This is a genomic window from Candidatus Thiothrix phosphatis (assembly GCF_035668035.1).
Taxonomy (GTDB): Bacteria; Pseudomonadota; Gammaproteobacteria; order Thiotrichales; family Thiotrichaceae; genus Thiothrix; species Thiothrix phosphatis.
The window spans coordinates 56161-83138 of the sequence record NZ_JAYMYJ010000030.1; the positions used below are offsets into that span (position 1 = coordinate 56161).

Here is a 26978-nt window from a genome sequence, read left to right on the forward strand (position 1 = left end):
TCCGCTTTTGATTATTGTAGTGAGGGTGTTGTCAGCGGCTTTTCCTGGAAAATAGACCGATACGTGTCGATAACCGCATCCAGATTATAGGTGTCCCGGATACGGGATTGCGCCGCCTGTCCACGCTGCTGGCGCTCTGTTGCGGGTAAAGCCAGCCATTGCGCCCAGGCCGCAGCCAATTGTGCGGGCGACTCCCGTGGCACAATCAAACCTGTGGAGCCAATGAATTCTGCAATGTCGCCGACATCCGTCGCCACGCACGGCACACCCGCCGCCATCGCTTCAGCCAGAAACAGTGGAAAAGCCTCGCACCGGGATGCAAGCGTCGCCACATCCATGGCGGCAATCAGGCGGCCTGCATCCTTACGCACACCCAACAACCGTACACTTTCCTGGCAACCTGCGGACTCCAACAACTCCGCCAAAACGGTGTTGTCCGTCCCCATCCCTTCACCCGCCAGCAGGAAACAGGCTTTGTTTCCGCCCTGTACAAACAGGCGGATAGCTTCCACCAGGTTGGGAATGTCTTTTTCAGGCACAAAACGGGTCAAACTGCCAATAATTGGCGTTTCATCCGCAACACCCAACTCGGCGCGCAAGTCCTCCCGCACATCAGCAGAAAGATGTGTCCGCGCAGCAATGCCATTGGCGACCACCAACGAACGCCCGCTGGCATAACCCAACTCACGATGACGTTGCTGGCTGCGTCTGGACACATACAAAATCCTGTCGGGAAAGCGGGATAACCACTGCCCCAACCGCAGTACCAGCGCATGTTGCATGCGTTCGGCAGTGGCAGCCTCCGGAGTATGGTGCATCCCCCACAACAACAAAGGCCGACACCCGGCAAACAGCCACGCCAACACCGCCGCCAGGTTGCCATGATGCATCCAGCCATGGATGATATCCGGCCTGATGTCACGCACCAGACGCCATAAGCGTAATGGTGCCGCCAACATCCCCTTCCAGTGGTTGAGCTGCAATTCGTATACAGGTATCCCCGCTTGCGCAAATTGTCCCTGAACGCCATCCACCGGGCGCAGGGCAAGCACAAACGGCTTGTATTCCGTACTGAGCGGGGAAGCCACCAGATTCAGCAGCGCTTTTTGCGCCCCACCGACACTCAATGAAGTGATGACATACAGCACCTTGCTCATGGCGCACACACCCGCTGACGCCGTTCGGCCAAGGAAGCCACCGCCATCCTTGCATACTGGCGGATATTGCCGATGTTGAACAGCAACACCACCACTGCATACACCAGGACGCCGACCGTGACGCGAATCACAACACTTAACACGCCACCCATATCCGGCGCTTGCTCCATCAGCAGCAGCATAATGCCCGACGCCAGCAGGATTTTGCCAAGTTCCGACCAGGGAATAATGAGCCTGAAACCCTTGCTCCCCAGAAAATAGCCATATACCAAGCACAGCAAGTAGGAAATGATTGAGCCGCCAATCGCCCCCATTGCACCAAACCGAGGGATCAGAGCAGTGTTCAGGAGCAGGTTAAGACCGGCTGCAACCGCCACCACTTTCACTGCATCACCTGTGCGCTTGCCCAACTGGAAAGACAACGACACATAAAACAGGTACAGGCAGTGCTCCAGCACCGCGATGCCGATCCACGGCAACAGTTGCAAAGAGGCCTGCACAAACTCTGGCCCGATCAACAAGGGGATGAACGCATGGCTGATGCCAATCAGGCCGAAAATGGACGGTACGGCGACCCCCATCAACAGCATGAAATATTGCTTCAGTTTTTCTTCCGCCTGCGCCTGACCCTCATGCTCCAGCGTGTGGATGACGACCGGATAGGCCGCCAGATTCAGCGAACTGGTCAACATCATGATGATCTGATGCGGCACATTGTAAGCGACGGCATATTGCCCCGCTTCCGAATAACCCGCCAATGCACTGAGCAGCAAGCGGTCAGACGTAAAAATCACATCCAGCAACACAAATGAAAGGCTCAACGGCAAACCGTAGAGCAGGATTTTTCTAAGGATGGCGAAATCAACCTCACGCCACTTCAGCAGCAGATAACGCCAGACGCCACCAAAAAACAACAAGGTCAGGAATATGCCCAGGGTCACCCCGCCCATTGCGCCGACCCAGGAATAGCCCATCCATACCAACAGCAACCCAATGGCCAACGTCAGCAAAGTACGGGTCAACTCCGCCAAAAAATACTGCTGCACCTTTAGCGTAATGGAGTTAACCCGCTGGTAGGACTCGTACAAAGCCGTACTGACAAACAACAGAAAAAACGAACCTGCGATCAGGCCGTGCCCCTGCAACAGGGCGTAGCCCGCCGCCAGCAACCCCACTATCCCCGCAATCACCACGACCGAGAAGCTGATCAGGCGCTGCACGGATTCGGCAGACACATCCTGCGCATTCCAGAAACGCATGATCCCCACATACAACCAACCGAACAGAAAGCCATTCATGCTCGAAACCAGCACCAGCAAAGTCGTGTAAACGCCGTATTCTTCAGTGCTTAACCAGCGGGTATAGGCGGCAACGGAAACAAAGCTCGCCAAAGCGGGAGCAACCTTCGCCAGCAGGTAAACCAGACCATGCTTAACGTACATCACCTATCCCTCAAACTGCCAACCATGCATCGGCGACGGCAGCAATATCATTGCTGTTTACCGATTCTTTCGCCTGATGCCGCATCTTCTCCCGCATTGCCGTATTCAGGAACATTTCATCAATGCCCGCAGCCAGCGCATCCACCTGCCCCCTTTCAACCAGCAGGCCATTTTCACCAGAACGGATGATCTCCCGCGGGCCTGTCGGGCAATCTGTTGACACAATCGGGCAACCCAGCGCCAGGGCTTCAATCAACACCAGCGGATAACCTTCGTAATCACTGCTCATGACCTGAAATTCGGCTTTTGCCATGTACTTATAGGGGTTCACCTCAAATCCAGCCAGAATTACCCGCTCCTGTATGCCTAACGCAGCAATTTGCTGCTCAAGCAATTCACGTTGGCTGCCTTTGCCAACAATGACCAGCTTGCATTCCTGTTGCACTTGGCTGCGCGCATAAGCTTCAATCAGCAAATCAAAACGCTTTTGCCGTTCCAATCGGCCAACCGCCAAGATAAAACGCCCTTCAAATGCAATTGGCTCCCGCGCTTTTTCATTGATCAGCCGAATATTCACGGGATTATAAATGCACCGGACATTTCCCAGATGCGCGCGCTCAACCAACAAATCCTTCATTTGCCGGGAAACTGTAATCACCCGTTTGGCGCGTGGGTAAAACCACCTCACAGCCCGCCATTCATGGCGAGTCATCTTATCAGGGTCAAGGTGCATGGATAGGACGGCATCACGGCTGGCCAATGCGCACGGCACATTGGAGGCCTCCAGAAATGAAAAAATATGATCGAACTTTTCTTGCTGAAAGACCTTCCTGAAATACCATGCGCGTTTGAGCAGGGTAAACACTTGCCTCGGCAGACCGCCTGCCCGGCTGGGCAAATGCAGATGTATGGTTCGGCCAGGGTACGAAAAACGCGGAATGTCGCCATACTCTTCGAATTTTATTACGGTGACGTCATGATTCCTGGAATAAAACTCTTCGGCCAAATCAGCCGCGACCTTTTCTGCGCCACCTGGAGCCGCCATATCTGCAATGACGATAGCAATTTTCTTTGTTGACACAGGAATACCCTATTTTTTAATCAGTTTACTGGAGGAATTTTTTATAGTTGATATTAATACCGGCAATGAATAGGCGAACCAAACTTGCATACGGTCATGAATTGTTAATGACATTTGCCCTAAAAAGATAATGCCCAACATTGATAGCATGAGCAACCGTTCCAATGGGGGAAGTGAAAAGGCATAAACAAATGAAGCCACTATGACGCTACCATACAGCAACACACCAATAATCCCTTGCTCCGCTGCAATTGAAACAAAACTGTTATGAGCCGTATATTTCACATTATATTGATTAATTACCCTTCTGAATGAACTTAAACCATGCCCGACCACTGGGCTATGCTTCCATTCTTCATAGGCGTAGCCCCATATTACACTACGTTCATTTAATGTCCCTTCCGAAATTTCTTTACCGGTCGAAAATATACGCTCAATGGTTTGCTGAGGAATAACATTCGCAGCAATCACCAATACGCTGATGAGCGTCACGCCAGCAATGGCTTTACCCATGACGCCAGAGTTCTTGACTAAAGGCCATAAACCTGTGAGCCCAAGCATCATGGTGACTGCGCCAGTACGTGATCCGGTAATCAGGATAGTAAACATCGCCATTGGCAAATACAGCACAGCCACTCCCCGTAATACCCAGTGGCGTGCAACCGTAAACAGATAAATGGCCAGTGGCATAGCCATCGCCAGTTTTACCGCAACCTCATTGGCGTCGAAATCCTTGATTTCCTGCCTGACCGTATTCCCCCCGATTTGGTAATCCTTCACCATCAGATAAACCAGCCACAAATCACCCAGAATAAAAGCCAGATACAACATCTGGAGATGTTTCTCCGTTTTGGCGAGCTGAAACAGCAACAGGGTAATCATCAACACATACAGATTACCCTTGATCGCCTGTTGGTAGCCACCGACTGCCTCTTCGCTTTCGTAAGGGATCGGCATCGCCGACCAGGTGTAGGACAGGATCACCCAAGCCACATACAACAACACCGGAATGTGCAGCGCAGGCACTGCGGACAATTCCGCCCCCATCACTATCAGCACAAACATCAGGCCAAACGCCATCAACCCGGCAATCTTGACCAGCGACATGCCAGCGACATCAACAGCCCCGTCTGTCGGCAATGCAAACACCAACATCATCAAGAAAAAAATGGCGATATTCCTGAGCGTGTTCATTGGCTCCGCCCTTGCTGTTGGTGGGTCTGCGCCAATGCTTCCAGCTTCTCGCCAAGCGCCTGCCGTACCTGCATCAATAACACCGGATCATTGTCCCAGTCGCCAAAATTGCGGGCGATGCGACCAAGTTGCTGATCCACAAACGCCTTTTCCCCCGCCTGCAGCAACAGGTCGATGTACATGTAATCTTCCACGGATTCACGTATCCATTTCAGGCGCAAGGAAGCCACCGGCCCATCAAAGCCAAACTGCTCCTTATGCGCCGGGTAAACCAGCAACCCATCGCCATTGAAACGGATGCCGGGCGGATCAGTGCTGACAAAACTGGCGGCGTCATTCCAAACATCCGCGCCATCGAACCATGACAGCGTGTCCCAATAACCCAACCCGGTCACGCCATAGCGATGCAGCAGCCAAGCAGGAATCCGGTAATTGATGGCAGGAAAATCCAGTTGCCAGACAGGTGGGTAGCTTCCCTTCAACACATCGGCCTTGGGGTTAAGCTTTTTATATTCAGGGAAATCCAGCACCAGAGCCGTATACGCCCAGACCTCCTCACCTGCCGCCAACCGCTGGCCAACGGTATTCTTGCCGAGATAATCCACATCCCGCCATAGGTCGTAAAATTTAGGAATCCAGACATCCACTTTGCCTGTCAGGCTACCAAGTTCAGGTTTCTCATTCAGCGGCGGCTCACTGACCTGAAAACGGATTTTCTCCCCCACCTCATCGAAAAAATCACCCCAACGGCGGGCGTACTGATAAGCCTCCCGAGTGTCAGGCTCATCCACGAATGATGGGTCGGTATAACAACGCCCATGCCCTGCATGTTGCCCACACCAAGCGGCGTACTCGCGGATAAACTGCTGGGCTTTTTGCCGATCCTTGCCTAATGGATCAGCAAACGGATAACTATCCGCAAACACATAGGTATAAGCGGAAGCATGTTTATCCTGCATGTAATGCCGCATGTTGTCCGTCACAGTCCCCAAACCGGCGAACTGGCGATCAAAATCCGGCCTGCCTGCTTCATCAGCTTCAGGAGCCGCATCCCAGAAGCTTTCCGGCGACAGATGATGATCCAGCAGGAAATCGTTATAAGCCCTCACCAGACGGTTATCCGCAACGGATTCGCCGGTGCGTTCAAAGCCATACACATCCGCCACCCGGTAACCATTCGTACCGAATACGGTGCGTAGTGGAGAGCGTTCCGGCAGCGTGAAATTCCAGACTTTCAGGGTCACTGGCAATTCCTGCGCGGCTTCGCCGTCAGCCGTGACAGTGACCACGCCGCTGTAAACACCGGGCTTCGTATCCTGGGGTACATAGACATCCACCCATACCGGCAAATTTTCCCCAGCCGTCAGGTTTTGCGGAAACGCACGGTAAGCTGTCGCCACGTCCTTGGCCGGATTATCCGCAGGCAAAAGAATATCCGGCCAGGATTGCGGGGCGTAAGGCGAAGAAGGGGATGGCGTGCTGACCTTGACATAACGCTCCCGGAACACCTGCAAACCATCAATCACGTCCCCCGCCGCATTGCGCAACGCCGAAACCTTGGCCTGGACATTCGCCGCGCCGCCGTCACCCGCCGTAATGACGAACTGGAAACCTTCATACTCATTGCGGGCGGCAAACAACTCCACCCTTTTACCACCCGTCACTGCCTCAAAACGGGAAAACCGCTCCAGCACCCCAATCGACCGGACTTGCAAACCGGCTACTGGCGGCGGCTTTGGGGAACAACCGTCCAAACCCAGCAGCACCAAGCAGCAACATATCCAACGCATCAAAGGGCGAGCCATTGTTCCGCCACCTTTTCAATATCCAGGTATTCGACCGAAGCCGCCGCATTTTGCTGAAGGCGCGCATGCAGCGCCACATCCAAGCACAAACGATCCAGTGCCGCCGACATGGCCTCCCGGTCATCAGAAGGCGTCAGCAGTCCATTGCTATCATGCTGGATGATTTCCCTCGGCCCAGTCTCGCAATCCGTGGAGATTACCGGACGCCCCAGCCCCAGCGCCTCAATCAGGATTACGGGAAAACCTTCATGCAAACTGGACATCGCCAAACAATGGGCATTGGCAATGTACGGGTAAGGGTTGCGCATAAAGCCAGGCAGGATGACCTGTTTTTCCAGACCCTGCGCCTTGACTTGCTGCTCCAAGACAGGACGCCCACCACCTTCACCAAGGATCAGCAACTTGAAATCCTCCCGAATCCCGGCGGCGGCATAAGCGTCAATCAACATGGAAAAATTCTTTTCGGGACTGAGCCGTCCAGCCGCCACAATATATTGGCCGTCAATATGCACAGCAGGGCGTTCTTTAGCCAATTCACGGATGCGGTTCAGGTTGACAGGATTGTATAGGCAAGTGATGTTTTGCAGGCCAAGACGTTGTTGGAAAATACGCATTCCATCCTGGGAAACGGCCACCACCATTTTAGCCCTTGGATACAACCATTTGGCGAATAGCCAATCCAATTGGGAAAAGTTTCGATCAGGATTGCAATGGTTGGCGGCAATCGTCCGACGGCTCGCGAGGATGGACGGAAAGTTCGCATGCTCCATCACGCTGATAATGACATCGAAACGCTTTGCCTGGAAAATCCGTTTGAGCTGGCCTGAACGCTCCAGAAAGTTCAATGTTTTGGCGACAAAGCCACTCTTGGACGGGCAACGGAGATCAATCAATTCACCTGCATATGGATAATACATGCGGCTCCCATCAAACAGGATCAGCGTGACATCATGTTGTTTCGCAAATTGGAACGAAAGGTCGGAGACAACTTTCTCCGCGCCGCCCATTCCCAGCGAATACACTATCAAAGCAATTTTCTTACGCATTGTCGTTGCTAATCATATGTGGAACCAAAGCCAAGCCAGAGGAATGGCCACCACCACCAAGATTTGGCGATGACCCGCATAGTTAAAAAAACTGCTTAACTTGACCACCCAACGATCCAGCATTCCCAGTCGGCGATGAATATGCACTGCATCCGACACAGAAATCTTTTCTCCAAGCCCCAACGTGTGCACACCATTCATGTCATTGGCACCATCGGGCACATAGCGGCTGACGGTTTCTTCGCGATACGTGCTTGTGTCCAGTTGCCGGATCAGATTGATGTTAAGGCCGCGTCCGTAAACCCCGGCGCAATTCTGCGAAGGCCGGTATAATCTGCCGCCCTCTTCGAAAATCCCTCCTCCTGGCCGCGCATGGGAAGCGCGTGCAACAACAGGATTCTGTGGATGCGCATGCCACTGGGTGCTCAAGGGGTTATCAGCGTAAAACAAATACAGCGCTTCGCTGGGTGAGCAACTTTGATGGTTGCGCATGCTGACAAACATCCACCAGCGTCCAGCATGTTCCAACAAAGTCGAATCATAGGCCTCAACATTCTCCATCAGATTTTTTTCAAACACCCAGCGATACGGAAACGCCTCGCATCGATAAACCTCAATGGTATGATTCTCGGCAGTTTCAGGAATCAGGTAATACTGCCCTTGATATTTAAAAATAAAGGGGTAAGACAAATGATAAGGTTTTTCCAGAATAGTGACCGGATCAGAATATGAACCGTCTGCATTCAATCGGATACAGGCCAGATGGCCAACCCCATTGGCATAAACCAACTCCTCAAAGAACACATACTGCTCACCCTCATGTTCAACCACAAAAGGATCTGCCCAAAAACGGTCACGAGAAGGAATCAGTTTGCGAAAATGCCCCAACATGCAAAGGCTGCTGGCATCCCCTGCTTCACTGGTCAGCAATATCCACTGCTCATTACGGAATAAGCTGTTATAAAGCTTTCTGATGAAATTGCTCAGATAACGCCACAACACCCGTAATGTCATCAGCAAACCGGGTGGGGATGAAGCATATTGTTGGGCAAAAGGAAACTGGCGGAGGCGTGCACTGGCATTCTGGAAAAAGAGGCTCTCCCCAACCTGAGCCAGTTCGGACAAACGCTGCGGAATAAAATCCGCCATCTTCCACAGAGTGCTCTCAATTCCCCGGTTGATGGAAACCATGTCTGTACTGGTGGTAGCGTAAAAAATCCTTTCAGGAACAGATTGGCTTGGCAAAGAACGCTCCACCCCCGAAATGATCTCGTCCTCCCGATTGGCATACTCGCGTATCCCTACATAGCAGTCCATCATCGCAGCCGGATAACCATGGAAATAACGCCATACCCCGTACCGGACACTTGCTATCACAGCCGATAATGGCTCCTGCCCAGTCAAGTCAATAGCGACATCCAACGTCTGTTCTTTGAGTAATTTCTGATACCGCCGACTATTTGCGGCACAAAAAAACACATCGCCTAATTGGTCAAGAAAACTGACTGGCTTTTGAGCATTCACTGGCGCTTTGAATATTTTCCCATCCAGAAAATGCAGCACCCTGAAAAGAAAAAAATTGATTTTTTTTTCTATGCCTGAAGCAAGCGGTTGACGAAAAATGACAGCAACCAACACCCCACCGCCTGACGCCTGCAAACGCTCCAACATCAAAGACTGCCACGCAGAAATGTATTCGCCATCAACTATCAGGACGATCCTGAAAAGATTAGCTGACATGATACTCTCACTTGGTAATTATTAGTCATTGTTATATCGCTGCGCTGCCTTGCGCATATGCCGCAGCGCTAGAGTAAACCACCTGCAATGCAGCTTTGTTTTGTACGCCTGGAACAATAACCCCACGCATATTTGCAGCTAATTGATAAATCAACCGTTGTATCCGCCCCGTTTCAGCCTTACGGACAGCAATTGCTGCCACATCAGGCGACAAGCGCACCAGTGAAGGCTTCACCACCTGCACTAGCCTGATTGCCCGAATATCATCAGGCACGCCGTCAATTGCCAGACTTACGCCTACTGCCCTCAACAACTTGATAAGCTTCCCAAGTTGCCCCATGTGCGCAAGGCAATCCTCATACTGTAGCGCCACTACAATTCTATTGGTGATGGCAGGGGCAGCATTCAACAAGCTGATCAACAGCTTTAACTGGCTTTCATTATTCAGAATCGTCCCGCCCACTGACACAAAAACCAGATAATCGGGCTTTTCACTGCCTTGAGATGACAACTTCAGGATAATTTGCCCAAGGCTCCAATAATCCAGACGGAAGCGGCTATCAGTAGCCCCCAATTGCCTTACCAAGGATGCATAGCTGACCTTTTTATTTGGTTGTTGTTGGAACTCAGGTTCCGCTGTATAAATAGTTGGCAACTTTTCGCGCAAACGGTGCAGCTTGTGAAAAAGCATTTTTAATCCATCCAACGGCGGTGCCTGCGTGGCAGCTTTCGCAGTGCCCGGCTGTTGAGCCTGTGCTGATGCTGCGGGCGTTGGGGGTGTGCGCGATTCAGGCAGCAGATGGATGCGCTCATCTGCGCCTTCCCAAGGGTTATCCTGCTTCCACAGTGGCGCGCCTTTGCCAATATGCCGTTCCAAAGGACGCACATGCAGCTGGGAGCAACGCTTTCCTTTCAATACCGCAGGGATAAAACGGATTTCGGCACGCATCCGTTCACCATCCAGTGTCCGCAACGTCGTCAATAAACGATTGGAAGGCTGGCTACTGGTATCCGCCGCCTTGCCCATGATGCCAAAAGTTTTTCGCTCAGATGAATCAACCAGTTGGGCAACTGGCATCGAACGCACTTCCGCAATGGATTCAAACCCAAACAAGCTAATGTAGGCGTTATTCGCATATAAATGCATTCCCTGGGAAATATAAGCGATGGCCTCCCATGAATAGTCGACCAGCCAATGGCAACGCAACTCCGCCACCCCCAGCAAATGCTTGCATTGGCGGAAATCATGTTTAACACCGGAATAACGCAACAGAAAATCGATGTACTGACTGAAATATTCGGCATCATCAATCGGCAAAATGCAGGATTCGACCCCCATCAACCAAGTGGTCAACCCCTGCCACTCGTTGCGGGAAATCAATACTAACAAGGTGTCAGGCGAATAATTCTGCAAAATTTCCAGCAAATCCAATGAATCGCCCGCTTTGCTTTTGGGGTAAAACAGCAGATGTGGCTTGATTTCCTGCAGAATCGGAATCAACTGCTGTAAGGACGCCACCTGTTTCAGCGTCGGCAACACATCGGAATTGCGCAGCACCGCCTCCAGCGAGGCGGTCACCTCCGCATCCTGATCAACGACTACACAATGTATCTTCTGCTTTCTCATGCATCAGAAGATACCCATCACGCTGCCGCAAACCTACATAAACACCGATTATCGAGTGTTAAGGGATGATGAACTGCGAAGCAGAAAACTTAGCGTTTACAATGATTGCCACAACGACGTGAAGTCATCTTCATCCTCTTCCAGCGACCGATCCACCAGTGTTGTAAAACGGAAATAGGCAAAGGCCCCCAAACATTCATCCAGCAACACCAAGCGCACCCGTTCTTCACGCTCGGCGAACTCCAGCCGGATTTCATCCCCTGCCTGAAAAATATAAGCGGGCAGGATCAACGCAGGATCAGGCCTGGCACCTTCAATGCTGGGCAGCATCAAACCATCAACAGGCAGTTTCTGCGGCAATGCCCGGTTGGTCACCTGTTGCACTGATAGCACCATCACTTTGGTGGACAACAACTCAACCCCGCAACATAGCCCTTTGCCGCTGACAAACTCCATCCATTTGATCACGCCAATCATCCAGATCGAGTTATCATCCTCCAAATCTTTCAAGGCGACGATTTCACCCACCCTCGCGCCTGACGCCTCCTTGCCTTCCCAGCACAAGCCATAACCGCCAACGCTGGTGTTCATGACGCTCCAGGTCTGGATGCGGGCCCCTTCTTCTTCGGCCACTTGCTGGATGACGGTTTGTTTTGCCTCACCTTCATCCTCGTAATCTCCTGACATGAAAACATTGAACAGCGCATCATCCGCCCCCACATCCTCGCTTGCCTCCACCCGTTGGGAGTCACGGATCACCGTCAATACATCCACCATGCGGGTCACCATGCCGATCTTTTCATTTTTCGGGAAACGGTTGAAACTGCGGTTGCGCACGGCGGTCAGGTGGTAAATGACCCGTTTGGCCAGATTACGGCTTAGGCCTTCCTGCAAGATCATGGCGGGCACACCCTTGGCCTCCAGGTCACGGATATGCTCATCCATGCGCGCCACCAACGCCTTCAGGGCCAAGACCCTCACCGTCGGCGAATGCGGCAGGTCGCTGGCGAGCATCATGAGCGCAGGCTCGTCACTATTGAGGATGATCGCATGGACGTAATCCCCGATCTGTTGACCACCGGAATCCGGCCCAATCCCAACCAAATAGGAGTTTTGCACAAAATACTGCGTTAACCGGGCGACCTCCCCCTGGCGCAAACTGTAAGGCTTGACAAGCGCTAGCAGGTTCATCTGCACATAACGCGCCTCAATGGAAGGCGCACCAGGCGCGCAGTCGCGGATTTTCAGCTGGTCAAGGCCATTTTCCGTCGCCAGCAAATACAGATGGTGGATGTCATGCCATAGGGTTTCTCGGGTGCGCACGTACACCGAGTAAGTCAGCAGCAACACCCGCCCCATAAAATCCATCGCCCGGTAAATTCCCAACTGCAAGGCTTTCTTGTTGCCCTCCTTTTTGGTCAGCATGTCCAACGCCGCCAGCTGATAGGAACCGGCGAACTCCAGCATCAATGACTGGGTCAGCTCGAAAATCTTCTGGCTTTTCTGAGTGAGCGGGAAAGAGCGCGCTTCCAGATGGCGTTGTAACGCCTCCAAAGCAATTTCCACTGCCGGACGCAACATCTCACTGATATTCAGGCGGGTCATGGCGGGCAACGCACGGCGGTTCAAGTCCACCAAACCGTGAAAGATGCGCCGAGTGGTTTCACCCGGATCCGCCAACGGCAAAGCGGCTACCCAGGCGCGCGCCTTGCCCTCGGACAGGGGAATGAATCGGTGATTGGAAATCTGAGCTTCTGCTGTCGCCATGTTTGCCTATCCATTATTATTTTTTCTATATCACCGCAGTGTAGCAGCATCCAGAACCTTTGCGGAAATTGATGCGACGACCGCGCCGTCCACACTCAGGCCTTCAACAAGGACAACGGCAACACATTCAGCAACGCCCGCAAATTCCAATACCCGGCCACGCCGACCAGCGCACTGCCCACGACCCCGCCCATCAACAACGGCCACAGATTCAAATGCATATCGAGATCGAACAAGTAGTAACCGAACAGGTTGCCAGCAGTCAGCGCCAGCAAGCCTGCCAGCAAACCCGCCAATGCGCCCAGCAGCAGGAACTCCCCCCAGATGCGCCGCCGCAGCTCCGCCCGCCCCGCGCCCAGTGACTTGAGGATGGCGATTTCACGCCGCCGTTCAGCCTTTTGTGATTGCAGCGCGGCGATCAGCACCACCACCCCGGCGATCAGGGTAAACACGAAAATACCCTCCACCGCCGCGCTGACCTGTTCAATCAGTGAACTCATCTGCGCCATAATGTCGCCAATGTCGATGACTGTCACACTAGGGAATTGGTGGATCAAATCCGTCACCAAGGCTTTCTTCTCACCCAGATGGATGCTGGTGATAAAGGTTTTCGGCAACTGCTCCAACCTGCCCGGCGCGGCGATCACGAAAAAATTCGGCTGCATGCTGTCCCAGCGCACTTCGCGCACGCTGGTGACCGTGTCGGTCAGGCGCTGCCCAGCGATGTCGAACGTTAGCGTATCGCCCATGCCGAAATGCAGGGTTTCGCCAATGCCTTTTTCAATCGAGAAACCTTGGGCATTCCCATCAAACCACTTGCCCTGCAACAAAACGTTACTGCCTGGAAATTCAGCGAATGATGACAAGTTGAACTCCCGCTCCAACAAACGCTGGGCGCGCTGTTCCGGGTAATCATCCGGCTGCGCCGGTTTGCCGTTGATTTCCACCAACCGCCCGCGAATCATTGGATACAGCTCGGTTTTGACGCCGTGTGCGGCAAAAAACGCCTGTAACGGCCCAACCTCGGCAGGCTGGATATTGATGAGGAAATTGTCGGGCGCATCCGGCGGCAAGGTTTCCTGCCAACGGTCCAGCAAGTCAGTGCGCACCGTGGTCAGCAGCAGCAATGTAAATAGCCCGGTAGCGAACACCACCACCAACAGCACGGCGCGACGCGAACGCCCCAACGACGGCATCCAGCGGCTCTGCAACCTGCGTCCCACCGTCTGCGTCAGGCGCAAGGCCGCCACCGCCAATGACCAGAACACGGCCACCCCGACCAATAAACCGGCGAACAGCATTCCGGCCAGTTTCAGATCCTGCGATTGCAACCACAACAGGCCAAACACCGCCAGCAGCAGGCTTGCCACCACCACCCATACCGACTGGCGCGGACGCTGCAATGCGCCCTGCAGAATTTGCATCGGCGAGGCATTCACCAGCTGCAACAACTGCGGCAAGGCGAACCCCAGCAACAGGATGACAGCGGTCAACAAGCCGGTCAGTGCAGGCAATGGGCCGGGCGCGGGCAAGTCCTTACCCACAAAGCGACTAAGCCATTCCGCCAAACCGAATTGCAGCACCAGCCCCAGCGTCACGCCAATCACCGCCGCCAGCACGGCGGTCAACAGCAACGAAAACGCATGATCCAACAACACCTGCCGCCGCGACATGCCCATCGCTTTCAGCACCGCCACCGCTGCCAGTTCGCGCCGCATCAGGCTGGTGGAAGTCAGCGCCACCGCCGCGCCCGCCAGCACCACGCTCAACAGCGTCGCCAACCCGAGAAAACGCCCGGAACGCTGCAAGGTCTGGTCAACCGACGACAGGTCTTCCGCCAGCGTGCGGATACGTTCGGTCGGTTTCAGCTGCGGCTTGAGTTTCTGCTGCAACTGCCTGACTGCCTTGTCCGTCCCGGCGAACAACTGGTTGAAACTGGCGCGGCTGGCTGGCGACAGCAAGCCAGTGGCAGGCAGGTCGTCCAGGTTCATCAGCACCTGCGGAGCCAACTGAAACAAATTGACGCCGCGATCAGGCTCCTGGGTCAGCACCCGCGTCAATGTGAAAACACTGCGCCCCAACGTCACTTGCGCACCCGGCTTGACGCCAAGATCCGCGAACAGGCGGGACTCCGCCCAGATTTCGCCACGGGCGGGAAGCTGGCCTGCGGCAAGCTGCTCAGGCGCGTCCGGCGCTGCGGCGGTTTTCAGTTCGCCACGCAGCGGATAACCGCTGGAAACCGCCTTGAGCTGGCTCAATTGCAATTTGTCGCCACTGGAAACCATGCTGGGGAAACTGATGGTTTCCGCCGTCTCCAGCCCCAAGTCTTTGCCATATTGCAGCCAGGCGTTGTCCAATGGGCGGGAAGACGCCAGCACCAGATCGCCGCCCAGCAACTGACGGGCCTGCGCCTGCATGGCATTTTCCACCCGGCTGCTAAAGAAACCGACAGCGGTGACCACTGTGACGGAAACGATCAGGGCAAGCAGCAACAGCCGCAATTCAGGCATGCGCCAGCGTTGCCGCCAGCGCCGGAACAGGAGCTTCATACCAGCACCCCCTCCTCCAGCCGGTAATGCTGGCGGCACTGCGCTGCCAGCGTTTCGTCATGCGTGATCAGCACCAGGGTGGTGTGGAGTTTTTCCTGCAAATCGAACAGCAAGTCGCTGATTTCGTGGCCAGTGGCGCGGTCAAGGTTGCCGGTCGGCTCATCCGCGAACAGGACTTGTGGCCGGGTGACGAAGGCGCGCGCCAACGCCACCCGCTGTTGTTCGCCGCCAGAAAGCTGGTTGGGAAAATGCCCCATACGTTCGGCCAGCCCGACCTGCCGCAGGGCCTCGCGGGCACTTTGCTCCTTCCCCTCTTGCGGGGGAAGGCCGGGATGGGGGGTGAAATCCAGCTCCAGTGGCAGCATGACGTTTTCCAGCGCCGTCAGGTTTTCCAGCAGATGGAAAGACTGGAACACGAAACCGACCTTGCCCAACCGCAGCGCCGCACGCTGGTCTTCATCCAGACCCGCCAGCGGCTGCCCGAACAGTTGCGCCGCACCGCTGGTGGGCAGATCCAGCCCCGCCAGCAACCCCAGCAGCGTACTCTTGCCGGAGCCGGATGCGCCAGTGATGGCGACCGATTCCCCCGCCTCAATGCGCAAGCTGACGCCACGAAGAATTTGCAATTCACGCCCGGCTTGCGGGATAGTCTTCACCAGATTATCGGTCTGAATGATCGTGTTGTTCATTGTGTAAGGAATCCATTAATGTTGCGCACACTGTACCTGATCTTTTGCCTGCTGGGGTTTTTACCAGTGATGAATATGGTTGTTATGGCGGGGGAAGCCGCACCCACGACTGAAAGTTCCCCCACCATCCTGGTGTGGGGGGATAGCCTGAGCGCGGCGTATGGCATCCCGGTGGAAAAGGGCTGGGTGAACCTTTTACAGGAAAAACTGGGGGACAAATACACGGTTGTGAACGGCAGCATCAGCGGCGAAACCACCGCAGGCGGCCTGACGCGGCTACCGGATGCGCTCAAGGCGCACAAACCGGCTTACGTATTGCTGGAACTGGGTGCCAACGACGGTTTGCGCGGCATTGCCCTGGATGAAATGCGCGCCAACCTCGAACAAATGGTCAAACTGGCGCAGGCCGCCGATGCGAAGGTGGTGCTGATAGGGATCAAACTGCCACCGAATTACGGGCCTGCATTCAATGACAAGTTCGACGCGGCGTATGTGGAACTGGCGCAGCAATATGCGCTGCCACTGGTTCCCTTCCTGCTGGATGGCGTGGCGGACAACTGGGATCTGATGCAGGCGGATGGCTTGCATCCAACCGCCGAGGCAGAACCCAAGGTGCTGGAAAATGTGTGGAAAGTGCTGGAAGGCGAACTGCCAACACTTCAACACGGCGGTTAGGCTTTCCGCCACACCAGCAGGCGGTTGTTCACCGGCATCTCGAAATCTTGCAGCAGCCCCATCCCCGCTGCTGACGCCAGCCGTTTCAGGTCGTCCGCATCCCGGATGCCGCTCCTGGGGTTGCGCATCTTAAGCCACTGGTCGAAGCGCTCATTACTCTCGCTGGTGTAATACCCGCCGTAATTGAACGGCCCATACAGCGCAAACAGCCCACCAGCTGGCAGCAGTTTCCCAACCCTGGCGAACAGCGCCTCCACCTCCAGCCAACCCATGATGTGCGCGGTATTGGCTGAGAACACCGCATCCACCTCCATGTCCGGCCACGGGTCGCGCATGACATGCAGTTGCAGCGGCGGACGGGTGTTCGGCAAGCCCGCTTCCTCCAACCAAAGGCGGATGCCGGGATGGTTTTCCTCCACATCGCTGGTATGCCACACCAGATGCGGCAGGTTGGCGGCAAAATGGATGGCGTGCTGGCCGGTGCCGCTGCCGATTTCCAGCACGTCATGGCAGTCACGGAACAACGGCCCGATCACCGCCAGGATCGGCTCCTTGTTCTGTTCACAGGATTCGGCAAAGGGTTTTGTCATCATAGGGGCGTCCTTCCACTGGAATTCACACTATCATTGCAGCACCCACAATAACGGAAATCCCCGGAGTTTATCCACAACATGAAAAAATGCTCATCTTACATGCTGGCCCTGCTCGCGTTCAGCCTGAGCGCCTGCCTCAACCATTCCAGCCTCAAACCGGACGGCAAGCTCCAGGCGCAACTCCCGCCCGGCACCAAAATGACCGATGAAGGCCACCTGCTCGCCAATGGGCGTGTGGTCAACATCAGCGACGGCGACACCCTGACCGTGCTGGGCGCTGACAACCAACGCTACAAAATCCGCCTGCAAGGCATCGACGCACCGGAAAAAAGCCAGCCTTACGGCCAGAAATGCAAGGAAGCGCTGATGATGGCGACCACCAACCTGCCGGTGGCAGTGGAAGCCTACAAGCTCGACAAATACGGGCGTGTCGTTGCCAAAATCATTGCCAATGGCAAGGACGTGGCGCTGGAACAGCTCAACAACGGTTGCGCCTGGCATTACACCGCCTACGCCAAGGAGCAAAGCGCCGCCGACCAGCAAACCTACGCCGCCGCCGAACAACAGGCACGCAAGGCCCGCAAGGGATTATGGCGGGAAAAACAGCCGGTAGCGCCATGGGATTACCGCCGCCAGCAACGATAAACGGTCATTTTCATTCGACAAACTGACAGCATTCGCCCTATGCTTGCCGTAACACATAGCAAACTTGGGTAGCCTGAACCATGGAAGAACTCCCCGCCCTGCCCCCGCTTCCGCGCATTCTGGCTGGCCCCATCCTAAGACATGTCACCACCGGCAGCGCCACGGTATGGCTGGCCAGCAGTTGCGAACTGAAGCTGGAGTTGCGCGTCCTCAACACGGGTGGCGAGCTGATCAGCCAGCCTGCACCGCCTGATTCGGTACACCGCACCCAGCCTATTTCCGGCCAATCCAGCTGGCGGCTGGGCGACCAGCTTTGGGTGACATTGCTGGAAGCCTGCCCAGCCTCAAGCGAGCCGGAAAACCCAACGGCCTTCCCTGCCGACACCCTGTTGGAATACGACCTGTTTGACCTTGACGCCAAGGCTGCGCTGGATCTGGATGACGTTTGCCTCAGCGGGGAAAGTCGCCCCGGTTTCTTCATTCCCAGCCAACTGGGCGTGATCGCCTACGGCTCTTGCCGCAAGGCGCATGGCCTGTCGTTCAATGATGATGGGCAAGTGCAACATAAAGATTCACTGGCCTTGCTGACCGAACAGTTGGAAGACACCCGCCGCAACCTGGGCAAACGCCCCGCCATGCTGTTCCTGATCGGCGACCAGATTTACGCCGACGACGTGCTGCCGGAACTGATGGCCTACCTGCAAGCGCTGGCGCTGCAATTGATGGGCAAAAGCATCCTGTTGCCTGAGGGCAGCAATGTCTGCCTGATCACCGATCAAGACCGCAACCTGGTCAAGGTCAATTGCGGCCTGACCTCCACCTCCGGGCATGCGCATGTGCTCAGTTTCGGCGAATACGCCGCGCTGTACTTGGTGACTTTCGGCAACCGGGTTGGCTTCCAATTCAACGCTGACGGCATGGAAAAAGCCGAGGCGCTGACCGGGCTGGAGCATTTCGACCCGAACCGGGTGGAGGAACTGGAGCGGCACAGCCTGCAAAGTTTCCTCCACAGCCAACCGCAAATCCGCAAGGCGTTCGCCAACATCATCACGTACCTGAACTTCGACGACCATGACATCACCGATGACTGGAATTTGTGCCGCAGTTGGTACGACACGGTCGGCTCCAGCCCGGACGGCAAACGGGTCATCTCCAATGGGCTGGCGGCCTACTGGGCGTTTCAGGCATGGGGCAACAGCCCACCCCGCTATCACGACAGCTTTGTCCAGGTCATCAAGGGGCATCTGGACAACCCGGACGATGCGCAGAAAGCCGCCGAATACGACTTCCATTTGTGGAAATTCCGCCGCTGGAGCTTCATGCTGCCGACCAACCCACCCATTTTCGTGCTGGATTCCCGTACCCAGCGCGATTTCGGCAGCAACAACGAGCCGCCGCAATTGATGGACCGTTACGCACTGGACGAAATGCGCGGCGAATGGCTCGATATTGCCCGCAGTGGACAACGGCCAATTTTCCTGACCGGCACGCCGGTGTTCGGCTTTTCCTCGATAGAATGGCTACAGGATTTCCTCTACCGCATCGGCGTGCTGCTGGGCGGGCTGACCGGCCTGTTCAGCGCCAGCAGCTTGGATGTGGAAAGCTGGGTCGCCAACCGGCGCGGCTTCGCCTTTTTCCTCGATACGCTGCTGTTGCGGATGAACCTGACGAAAGCCACCATCCTGTCCGGCGATGTGCATTACTCCTTCGCCAACCGGGCGACCTACACCAACCACAGCAACCCGTTGGAGCCGAAAACGCTGCAATGCCTGCAACTGACCAGCAGCGCCATGCGCAATACGCCGCCAACCGGACGCCTGCTGGAAACCTTCCTCGCCAACTGGACCAGCAAGACGCGGCGCGGCCCGTGCAGCCCGGAAACCCTGCCGTGGTGGGAACGGGTGTTCGTCTGGCGGCTGTTCCGCTACAACACCTGGACGGCGAAAGTGCACGGCATACCGGGGCGCGCCTCCAGACGCAGCAAACCGGGCCGATGGTGGAGGCCATTCCTGCTGTGGCGCATGATTGGCGTTGAAAACCGCCGCCCCATCCTGCGCACTGAACTGAGCCGCATCACCAGCCGCCCGAACCTGGCGTTGGTGCACCTGCGGGATGGCGAGGTCGTGCGGCAGGTGCTGCTGTCGGGCGACAAACGGGAAAACAACCTGATTTACCACATCCCACCCGATGTATGACCCGAAAAAGGAAACCCGACAGATGACAGCGACTTCCGCAGGCAATGTTCCTGTCCTGAATATCATCGGCGGCGGCAAGGTCGGCAAAACGCTGGGCTATCTGTGGCGGGCGGCGGGCGTTTTCCGGCTGGGTGGCGTGCTCAACCGTTCGCAGGCAAGTTCGGCGGAAGCGGTGGCGTTCCTGCAAGGCGGGCAGGCTGTCGCCAACATGGCGGAACTGCCCCCGGCTGATGTTTTCCTGCTGGGCTGCGCCGACAACCATCTGGCCGATTGCTGTGCGGAACTGGCAGCAAACGGCGTGTTGCGGGCGGGCAATAGCGTGTTCCATTGCAGCGGCGCATTGAGCTCCGACCTGCTGGAGCCCGCCAGTGAAGTTGGCGCGCACACTGCCAGCGCACACCCGGTGAAAAGCTTTGCCGACCCGTTGCGCGCCGTGCAGGATTTCGCCGGAACCTTCTGCGGCATGGAAGGCGACGACGCCGCGCTGGCCGTATTGCAACCCGCTTTTGCCGCCATTGGCGCACGCTGCTTTGCGCTCGATGCCGGACACAAGACGCTCTACCACACCGCCAGCGTGATCGCCTGCAATTACCTGGTCGCGCTGCAAGAAATCAGCCTGCAAACCTTCGGGCAAGCAGGTGTTGAACGTGAACTGGCGATGCGGATTCTGGAGCCGATTGTGCTGGGGACAGTGGGCAATATTTTCCGGCTGGGGACGGCGCAGGCGCTGACCGGGCCGATTGCGCGCGGGGATCATACGGTAGTGGCGCGGCAGGTTGAGGCGCTGGCGGCATGGCGTGGGGATTATGCGGATTTGTACCGGTTGCTGGGGCAGGCGGCGGTGGAGCTTTCACAGCAGCAAGGCCATGCACCAGCGGCAGACCTGCACACCATCGAACAACTGTTGGGTTTACACCGCTTGGCCAAGCAACAGCATTGAAGGCATTACCCCACTGGCGTTTTCGCCTTTTCGCCCGCCACTTCCCGCACCAGCTTGGGGACGAGGAAACCGGGCAGACGCTTCCGCGCCTCATCCAGGAGTTTCACCGCCTCCACTTCCGGCACCTCGAAATGCGCCGCCCCGGCAACGCGATCCAACAAGTGCAGGTAATACGGCAGCACCCGCTGCGCAAACAGGCTTTCGTTCAAGTCCACCTGCGCTTGCACGCTGTCATTCACGCCACGCAGCAACACCGCCTGATTCAGCAACGTCACCCCGGCTTCATGCAACGCCGCCAACGCCGCCCGCACATCCCCTGCCGCCAGTTCCTGCGCATGGTTGGCGTGGATCACCATCACCTTCTGCTGTGGGACTTGCTCCAATACGCGCAGGAAACCGGCATCAATCCGCGACGGCAGCACCACCGGCAAACGCGAATGGAAACGTACCCGTTGCACATGCGGGATGTCCCGCAACTGCCGGAACAAGGCTTCCAGCCGTTCATCCGACAGGGTCAGTGGGTCGCCACCGCTCAGGATCACTTCCCGCACATCCGCATTGGCGCGGATGTAGGCCAGCGCCCCTTCCCATTCCCCCCTGGCCGGATTGGAACCGCTGTAAGGAAAATGCCGCCGGAAACAATACCGGCAATGCACCGCACACGCCCCCGTCGTCACCAGCAGCACCCGCCCGTGATACTTGTGCAGCACGCCATCCGCCACCACGGCGTCCTGGTCGCCCACCGGGTCGGCGTTGAAACCTTCCACCACCCGCAATTCATCATCCAGCGGCAACACTTGGCGCAACAACGGATCGTTCCAGTCGCCCTTGCGCATCCGCGCCATATAGCTGTGCGGCGCCAGCAGGCGGAATTGCCGCGCCGCCGCCAGGCTGACGCCCGCCATCTCCAAATCCAGCCATTCAGCCAGCGCCTGCGGGTCGCGCACTGCTCCAGCCAGTTCACGCTGCCACAAAGCGACTTTCCCAGGCAAAGCAATTTCTACCTGATTTTTTACCTGAATTCCGGTTATCATATCGGGCTATTTTGATCAGACGATTTTTTGGAGATGGACAATGGCCACCTACGGCGCAAATGATTTAAGAGTCGGTGTGAAGATTATCATAGACGGCGACCCTTATGTCGTTGTTGAAAGTGACTTCGTAAAACCGGGGAAAGGGCAAGCGTTCACCCGCTGCCGGGTACGCAACCTCAAAAGTGGCCGTACCGTTGAAAAAACCTGGAAATCCAACGAATCCGCCGAAGGCGCTGACGTTGAAGACCGCGACCTGGAATACCTCTACACCGACGGCGAATTCTGGCACTTCATGGACAATGGCAACTTCGAGCAATTGTCCGCTGGCGAAGCCGCCATGGCTGATGCCGTCAAGTGGCTGAAGGGCAATGAGAAATGCATCGTCACCCTGTGGAACGGCGTGCCTTTGGTCGTCACCCCGCCCAATTTCGTTGAACTGAAAATCACCCAGACCGACCCTGGCGTGCGCGGCGACACCGCCACCGGCGGCACCAAACCGGCCACACTGGAAACCGGTGCGGTGGTCAAGGTCCCGCTCTATATGGAAGAAGGCGAAATCCTCAAGATTGACACCCGCACTGGCGAATACGTGTCCCGCGTCAAGGCGTGAACCTGACCGCACTCAAGGAACGCGCATCCCTGTACCAACAGGTGCGCGTTTTTTTTTCACAGCGCAAGGTGCTGGAAATTGAAACCCCGGCGCTTTCGCAGGCTGGCAACACTGACCCGTTCATCGACAGTTTCAGCGTGAACACCCCACAGGGGCTGCGCTGGCTGCACACTTCGCCTGAATACCCGATGAAACGCTTGCTGGCAGCCGGTTCCGGCGACATTTACCAGGTGTGCAAGGTCTGGCGGCGCGATGAGCGCGGCTCCCGCCACAATCCCGAATTCACCCTGCTGGAATGGTATCGGGTCGGCTTCACTTACCAACAACTGATGCAGGAAGTCGCCGAGTTGCTGCATACCCTGATCCCCCATCTGCAAAAACCGCCGCGCTTTTACACCTACCGCGACCTGTTCCTTGAAACACTGGATATTGACCCCCATATTGCTGGAGAGGCGGAACTGTCCGTCTGCGCCCATGCGCAAGGCATCCATATCGACAGCAAGATGGATGCGCAAGGCTGGCGCGACCTGCTGCTGACCCACTGTGTGGAGCCGCAGTTTCCAACCGACCGGCTGACTTTCGTCCACCATTACCCGGCAAGCCAAAGCGCGCTGGCGCAACTGGAGCAAAGCCAAGGGCAATGGGTGGCGCAACGTTTCGAGGCCTACCTCGGCGGGCTGGAGCTTGGCAACGGTTACCAGGAACAGACCAGCGCCGCGCAAAACCGCCGCATACTGGAGCAGGACGCCGCCACCCGTGCTGATGGCGTCCCCATCGACGAACGTTTTCTTGCGGCGCTGGAAACCGGCCTGCCAGAATGCGCCGGTGTCGCCGTCGGCATTGACCGGGTGTTGATGTGCAGGATGCAGGTGGATGACATCAAACAGGTTATCCCTTTTCCGTGGGAGGTGGCATAATAGCCGCCGAAAATAATATTCAAGGAGTTTGAACGTGGACTTTCTGATTTCCAACGCTTATGCAGACGGCCCAGCCGCAGCGCCCGCAGGTGGCGGCCTGGAAATGATCCTGATGATGGCTGTTTTTTTCGCCATCATGTATTTCATGATCATCCGCCCGCAGCAAAAACGCGCCAAGGAACACAAACAAATGCTGGAAGCCCTCAGCAAGGGCGACGAAGTGGTGACTGGCGGTGGCGTGCTGGGAAAAATAGCTGGCATCAGCGAAAACTTTATTGAATTGAGCATTGCTGACAACGTCACCATCAAGGTGCAAAAACAGGCGATTTCCTCCGTCATGCCCAAAGGCACGATGAAAAGCGCATAATCGCTTCCTTCCAACCACCTCATGCCGGGGCGCATGGGGTGGTTTTGCTTTAACGGAATCCTATAACAATGAACCGCTATCCACTCTGGAAGTACCTCATGATCGGCGTGATCCTGCTGGTCGGGATCATTTACGCCATACCCAATTTCTTCCCCTCCGACCCATCCGTGCAATTGAGTCCCAAAGTTGAGCAGGCTATCCAGCCAGCCGACATGCAGCGTTTTGAAGAGGCGCTGAAGGCCAAAGGGCTGACGTTCCGCGGCAGCGAAAACAGTGGCCAACTGGCGCTGTTCCGCTTTGATGACACCGATGTGCAGTTGAAAGCCTCCGAGGCCCTCAAGGAAGCGGTCGGCGAGCAGTATGTGGTGGCACTGAACCTCGCCCCATCCACCCCTTCATGGCTACGGGCGCTGAACGCCAACCCGATGTTCCTCGGCCTCGACCTGCGCGGCGGGGTGCATTTCCTGATGGAAGTGGACATGAAGGCGGCGGTCGACAAGGCAATTGACCGCTATGAAGACGAGTTCCGGGATTTTCTGCGCGAAAAAGACATTCGCTATACAGGCATTTCCCGTGAAGGCGATATGTTGGTGGCCAAATTCAGCGACCCTGCAACCCGGGACGCCGCCCTGGCAGTCCTCAATCCGGAATACCGCGACACCCTGCAATTTACTGCCCCGGATGGTGGCAGCGACCTACAGGCCAGCATTTCCCAGGTTGCCATGGCCAATATCCAGAAATTCGCCCTGCAACAGAACATCACCACCCTGCGCAAGCGCGTCAACGAACTGGGCGTGGCGGAACCCGTCATCCAGCAGCAAGGCGCCAACCGCATCGTGGTGCAATTGCCCGGGGTGCAGGACACTGCCCGCGCCAAAGAAATCCTCGGTGCCACCGCCACCCTCGAATTCCGCTTGGTGGACGAGGAAAACAACTCGGCGGATGCGGCGCAGAGTGGCCATATCCCGATTGGCGACCAGCTTTACAAGGAACGCAACGGCAGCCCGATCCTGCTCAAGCGCAAAGTCATGCTGACTGGTGACTATATCACCGACGCTTCCTCCGGCTTTGACCAGAACAACCGCCCCGCCGTGCACATCACGCTGGACAGCAAAGGTGCCAGCCGTTTCGCCAAAGTCACGGGTGAAAACGTGCAGAAACTGATGGCGGTGGTGTTCATCGAAACCAAGATTGAAACCAAGGAAGTCAACGGCCAGCCACAAAAAACCAGCACCACCAAGGAAGAAGTCATCAATGTGGCGCGCATCCAGGAGCAACTGAGCAAACGCTTCCAGATCACCGGGCTGGACTCCCCCAAGGAATCACGCGACCTCGCCCTGCTGTTGCGCGCTGGCGCATTGGCTGCCCCGCTGTACATCGTGGAAGAACGCACGGTTGGCCCCAGCATGGGGGCGGAAAATATCGCCAAAGGCTTCAATTCCAATATTTGGGGCTTTATCGCCGTCGTTATTTTCATGATCGTTTATTACCGCATGTTCGGTATTACCGCCAGTTTGGCGCTGGGCATCAATGGCTTCCTGCTGTTCGCGTTGTTGTCCATGCTACAGGCAACCCTGACGCTGCCCGGCTTGGCGGGCATCGCCCTGACCCTGGGGATGGCGATAGACGCCAACGTGTTGATCAATGAGCGCATCCGTGAGGAATTGCGGGCGGGCAAACCACCGCAGGTGGCCATCAACGAAGGCTATGAACATGCCTGGGGCACCATTCTCGACTCCAACCTGACCACCCTGATTGCGGGTGTTGCCCTGTTCATGCTGGGTTCTGGGCCGATCAAAGGCTTTGCCGTCGTGTTGTGCCTAGGCATCTTGACCTCCATGTTCAGCGCCGTCACGGTTTCACGCGCCTTGGTGAACCTACTTTACGGTTCCAAACCGCGTCTACAGAAAATTTCCATTTAAGGGGGAGCCATCATCATGTTGGAACTATTTCCGTTCAAAACAGCCATCCCCTTCATGCGGTATGGCAAGGTGACCACGGCCATTTCACTCATCACCTTCCTGTTGTCCGTGTTTGCACTGGCCTTCTACGGCCTGAACCTCGGGGTAGACTTCACCGGCGGCACGGTCATGGAAGTGCGTTACGCACAGGCCGCGCCATTGGAAAACATCCGCCAGTCGCTCAAGGGGGAAGGCTTTTCCGAAGTCGCCGTCCAAAACTTCGGGACATCGCAGGATGTGCTGATCCGTTTGCCGGTGAAAGAGGGCCTGAGCGGCGCGCAAGTCAGCGAGCAGGTCATGAAAACCCTGCAAACCCAGGCACCGGACGTCAAACTGAGCCGGGTTGAGTTCGTCGGCCCGCAGGTCGGCCAGGAACTGTATGAAAACGGCGGGCTGGCGTTGCTGCTGGTGGCCGCAGGCATCATCATCTATCTGGCGTTCCGTTTCGAGTGGCGCTTCGCCGTTTCCGCCGCCATCGCCAACCTGCATGACGTGGTGATCATCCTTGGCCTGTTCGCATTTTTCCAATGGCAGTTCGACCTGACGGTGCTGGCGGGCGTGCTGGCGATCCTCGGTTACTCGGTGAACGAATCGGTGGTCGTGTTCGACCGGATTCGGGAAAACATCCGCACCATGCGCGACGCCAGCATCCCGGACATGATCGACAGCGCGATCACCACCACCATGTCCCGCACCATCATCACCCACCTTTCCACCCAGATCATGGTGTTGTCGATGCTGTGGTTCGGGGGCGAAGCGCTGCACAATTTCGCGCTGGCGCTGACCATCGGCATCATGTTCGGCATCTACTCCTCCGTGCTGGTCGCATCGCCGTTGTTGCTGCTGTTCGGCCTCAAGCGCGAACACATGATCCAGAAGGAGCAGAAAATCGAAGGCATGAACGCCGACGGTTCTGTTGTCTGAAATTAAGCCTGTATCAATGG

At 56.1% G+C, this 26978-nt stretch carries 22 protein-coding genes; 9 read left to right on the top strand and 13 right to left on the bottom strand.

What is annotated here, in order from left to right; all coding sequences use genetic code 11:
• Positions 1 to 11: 11 nt before the first annotated feature.
• The 11 genes from VSS37_RS04035 to VSS37_RS04085 all read right to left on the bottom strand — a co-directional run bounded on the left by VSS37_RS04035 (position 12) and on the right by VSS37_RS04085 (position 16097).
• Positions 12 to 1157 (bottom strand): glycosyltransferase, encoded by a 1146-nt coding sequence (locus VSS37_RS04035; protein ID WP_324693386.1) that lies wholly within the window; start codon positions 1155 to 1157, stop codon positions 12 to 14.
• Positions 1154 to 2599 carry a lipopolysaccharide biosynthesis protein gene (locus VSS37_RS04040; protein WP_324693387.1) on the bottom strand — a complete coding sequence of 482 codons (1446 nt, stop codon included), beginning with the start codon at positions 2597 to 2599 and terminating at the stop codon, positions 1154 to 1156. Before VSS37_RS04040 ends, VSS37_RS04035 begins: the two co-directional genes overlap by 4 nt.
• A 10-nt stretch (positions 2600 to 2609) precedes the next feature.
• Complete coding sequence (locus VSS37_RS04045) at positions 2610 to 3680, bottom strand: glycosyltransferase (RefSeq protein WP_324693388.1); 1071 nt, start codon at positions 3678 to 3680, stop codon at positions 2610 to 2612.
• Between the two features lie 9 nt (positions 3681 to 3689).
• Positions 3690 to 4874 (bottom strand): O-antigen ligase family protein, encoded by a 1185-nt coding sequence (locus VSS37_RS04050; protein WP_324693389.1) that lies wholly within the window; start codon positions 4872 to 4874, stop codon positions 3690 to 3692.
• Positions 4871 to 6679 (bottom strand): DUF4091 domain-containing protein, encoded by a 1809-nt coding sequence (locus VSS37_RS04055; RefSeq protein ID WP_324693390.1) that lies wholly within the window; start codon positions 6677 to 6679, stop codon positions 4871 to 4873. Before VSS37_RS04055 ends, VSS37_RS04050 begins: the two co-directional genes overlap by 4 nt.
• Positions 6664 to 7725 carry a glycosyltransferase gene (locus tag VSS37_RS04060; protein ID WP_324693391.1) on the bottom strand — a complete coding sequence of 354 codons (1062 nt, stop codon included), beginning with the start codon at positions 7723 to 7725 and terminating at the stop codon, positions 6664 to 6666. Before VSS37_RS04060 ends, VSS37_RS04055 begins: the two co-directional genes overlap by 16 nt.
• A 12-nt stretch (positions 7726 to 7737) precedes the next feature.
• Positions 7738 to 9465 (bottom strand): glucosamine inositolphosphorylceramide transferase family protein, encoded by a 1728-nt coding sequence (locus VSS37_RS04065; RefSeq protein ID WP_324693392.1) that lies wholly within the window; start codon positions 9463 to 9465, stop codon positions 7738 to 7740.
• A 31-nt stretch (positions 9466 to 9496) separates the two neighbouring features.
• The gene (locus VSS37_RS04070) at positions 9497 to 11092 is read right to left on the bottom strand and encodes an EAL domain-containing protein (RefSeq protein ID WP_324693393.1); all 1596 of its coding nucleotides are present in this window, start codon (positions 11090 to 11092) and stop codon (positions 9497 to 9499) included.
• Between the two features lie 96 nt (positions 11093 to 11188).
• Entirely contained in the window at positions 11189 to 12859 is a 1671-nt protein-coding gene (locus VSS37_RS04075; protein WP_324693394.1) for a cyclic-di-GMP receptor FimW-related protein, read from the bottom strand.
• Between the two features lie 95 nt (positions 12860 to 12954).
• Positions 12955 to 15408: an ABC transporter permease gene (locus tag VSS37_RS04080; protein WP_324693396.1), complete on the bottom strand. Its 2454-nt coding sequence runs from the start codon at positions 15406 to 15408 to the stop codon at positions 12955 to 12957.
• On the bottom strand, positions 15405 to 16097 hold the full coding sequence (locus VSS37_RS04085) for an ABC transporter ATP-binding protein (RefSeq protein ID WP_324693397.1): 693 nt from the start codon (positions 16095 to 16097) through the stop codon (positions 15405 to 15407). Before VSS37_RS04085 ends, VSS37_RS04080 begins: the two co-directional genes overlap by 4 nt.
• A gap of 18 nt (positions 16098 to 16115) precedes the next feature.
• On the opposite strand from VSS37_RS04085, the gene VSS37_RS04090 reads away from it, so the two are divergent.
• Complete coding sequence (locus VSS37_RS04090; protein WP_324693398.1) at positions 16116 to 16772, top strand: arylesterase; 657 nt, start codon at positions 16116 to 16118, stop codon at positions 16770 to 16772.
• On the opposite strand, the gene VSS37_RS04095 is transcribed toward VSS37_RS04090, so the two are convergent.
• Positions 16769 to 17365 carry a DUF938 domain-containing protein gene (locus VSS37_RS04095; RefSeq protein ID WP_324693399.1) on the bottom strand — a complete coding sequence of 199 codons (597 nt, stop codon included), beginning with the start codon at positions 17363 to 17365 and terminating at the stop codon, positions 16769 to 16771. The genes VSS37_RS04090 and VSS37_RS04095 overlap by 4 nt on opposite strands.
• A gap of 78 nt (positions 17366 to 17443) precedes the next feature.
• Here VSS37_RS04095 and VSS37_RS04100 point away from each other — a divergent pair, with 78 nt between their 5' ends.
• From VSS37_RS04100 to VSS37_RS04110, 3 genes are all read left to right on the top strand, one after another.
• Positions 17444 to 18010 (top strand): thermonuclease family protein, encoded by a 567-nt coding sequence (locus VSS37_RS04100; RefSeq protein ID WP_324693400.1) that lies wholly within the window; start codon positions 17444 to 17446, stop codon positions 18008 to 18010.
• Positions 18011 to 18090: 80 nt separating this feature from the next.
• Positions 18091 to 20205: a metallophosphoesterase family protein gene (locus VSS37_RS04105; protein WP_324693401.1), complete on the top strand. Its 2115-nt coding sequence runs from the start codon at positions 18091 to 18093 to the stop codon at positions 20203 to 20205.
• Between the two features lie 22 nt (positions 20206 to 20227).
• Complete coding sequence (locus VSS37_RS04110) at positions 20228 to 21145, top strand: Rossmann-like and DUF2520 domain-containing protein (protein ID WP_324693402.1); 918 nt, start codon at positions 20228 to 20230, stop codon at positions 21143 to 21145.
• A 5-nt stretch (positions 21146 to 21150) separates the two neighbouring features.
• Here VSS37_RS04110 and epmB read toward each other — a convergent pair whose 3' ends face one another.
• Complete coding sequence (gene epmB, locus VSS37_RS04115) at positions 21151 to 22137, bottom strand: EF-P beta-lysylation protein EpmB (protein WP_324693403.1); 987 nt, start codon at positions 22135 to 22137, stop codon at positions 21151 to 21153.
• 82 nt (positions 22138 to 22219) lie between these two features.
• On the opposite strand from epmB, the gene efp reads away from it, so the two are divergent.
• The 5 genes from efp to secF all read left to right on the top strand — a co-directional run bounded on the left by efp (position 22220) and on the right by secF (position 26958).
• Entirely contained in the window at positions 22220 to 22789 is a 570-nt protein-coding gene (gene efp / locus VSS37_RS04120; protein WP_324693404.1) for an elongation factor P, read from the top strand.
• Positions 22786 to 23706 carry an EF-P lysine aminoacylase EpmA gene (epmA, locus tag VSS37_RS04125; RefSeq protein ID WP_324693405.1) on the top strand — a complete coding sequence of 307 codons (921 nt, stop codon included), beginning with the start codon at positions 22786 to 22788 and terminating at the stop codon, positions 23704 to 23706. The genes efp and epmA overlap by 4 nt, the downstream gene beginning before the upstream one ends.
• 34 nt (positions 23707 to 23740) lie before the next feature.
• A complete protein-coding gene (gene yajC, locus VSS37_RS04130) occupies positions 23741 to 24073 on the top strand; it encodes a preprotein translocase subunit YajC (RefSeq protein WP_324693406.1) in 333 nt (110 codons plus the stop codon).
• 68 nt (positions 24074 to 24141) lie between these two features.
• Entirely contained in the window at positions 24142 to 25995 is a 1854-nt protein-coding gene (secD, locus tag VSS37_RS04135) for a protein translocase subunit SecD (protein ID WP_324693407.1), read from the top strand.
• Positions 25996 to 26010: 15 nt separating this feature from the next.
• Positions 26011 to 26958, top strand: coding sequence for a protein translocase subunit SecF (gene secF / locus VSS37_RS04140; protein ID WP_324693408.1), 948 nt, complete (start codon positions 26011 to 26013; stop codon positions 26956 to 26958).
• Positions 26959 to 26978: the final 20 nt, after the last annotated feature.

What these genes read in the sequence shown, in the direction of transcription:
- VSS37_RS04035 (WP_324693386.1), bottom strand. Translation starts at nt 1,157, where the DNA reads ATGAGCAAGGTGCTGTATGTCATCACTTCATTGAGTGTCGGTGGGGCG.
- VSS37_RS04040 (WP_324693387.1), bottom strand. Translation starts at nt 2,599, where the DNA reads ATGTACGTTAAGCATGGTCTGGTTTACCTGCTGGCGAAGGTTGCTCCC.
- VSS37_RS04050 (WP_324693389.1), bottom strand. Translation starts at nt 4,874, where the DNA reads ATGAACACGCTCAGGAATATCGCCATTTTTTTCTTGATGATGTTGGTG.
- VSS37_RS04055 (WP_324693390.1), bottom strand. Translation starts at nt 6,679, where the DNA reads ATGGCTCGCCCTTTGATGCGTTGGATATGTTGCTGCTTGGTGCTGCTG.
- VSS37_RS04060 (WP_324693391.1), bottom strand. Translation starts at nt 7,725, where the DNA reads ATGCGTAAGAAAATTGCTTTGATAGTGTATTCGCTGGGAATGGGCGGC.
- VSS37_RS04065 (WP_324693392.1), bottom strand. Translation starts at nt 9,465, where the DNA reads ATGTCAGCTAATCTTTTCAGGATCGTCCTGATAGTTGATGGCGAATAC.
- VSS37_RS04070 (WP_324693393.1), bottom strand. Translation starts at nt 11,092, where the DNA reads ATGAGAAAGCAGAAGATACATTGTGTAGTCGTTGATCAGGATGCGGAG.
- VSS37_RS04075 (WP_324693394.1), bottom strand. Translation starts at nt 12,859, where the DNA reads ATGGCGACAGCAGAAGCTCAGATTTCCAATCACCGATTCATTCCCCTG.
- VSS37_RS04080 (WP_324693396.1), bottom strand. Translation starts at nt 15,408, where the DNA reads ATGAAGCTCCTGTTCCGGCGCTGGCGGCAACGCTGGCGCATGCCTGAA.
- VSS37_RS04085 (WP_324693397.1), bottom strand. Translation starts at nt 16,097, where the DNA reads ATGAACAACACGATCATTCAGACCGATAATCTGGTGAAGACTATCCCG.
- VSS37_RS04090 (WP_324693398.1), top strand. Translation starts at nt 16,116, where the DNA reads ATGTTGCGCACACTGTACCTGATCTTTTGCCTGCTGGGGTTTTTACCA.
- VSS37_RS04095 (WP_324693399.1), bottom strand. Translation starts at nt 17,365, where the DNA reads ATGATGACAAAACCCTTTGCCGAATCCTGTGAACAGAACAAGGAGCCG.
- VSS37_RS04100 (WP_324693400.1), top strand. Translation starts at nt 17,444, where the DNA reads ATGAAAAAATGCTCATCTTACATGCTGGCCCTGCTCGCGTTCAGCCTG.
- VSS37_RS04105 (WP_324693401.1), top strand. Translation starts at nt 18,091, where the DNA reads ATGGAAGAACTCCCCGCCCTGCCCCCGCTTCCGCGCATTCTGGCTGGC.
- VSS37_RS04110 (WP_324693402.1), top strand. Translation starts at nt 20,228, where the DNA reads ATGACAGCGACTTCCGCAGGCAATGTTCCTGTCCTGAATATCATCGGC.
- efp (WP_324693404.1), top strand. Translation starts at nt 22,220, where the DNA reads ATGGCCACCTACGGCGCAAATGATTTAAGAGTCGGTGTGAAGATTATC.
- secD (WP_324693407.1), top strand. Translation starts at nt 24,142, where the DNA reads ATGAACCGCTATCCACTCTGGAAGTACCTCATGATCGGCGTGATCCTG.
- secF (WP_324693408.1), top strand. Translation starts at nt 26,011, where the DNA reads ATGTTGGAACTATTTCCGTTCAAAACAGCCATCCCCTTCATGCGGTAT.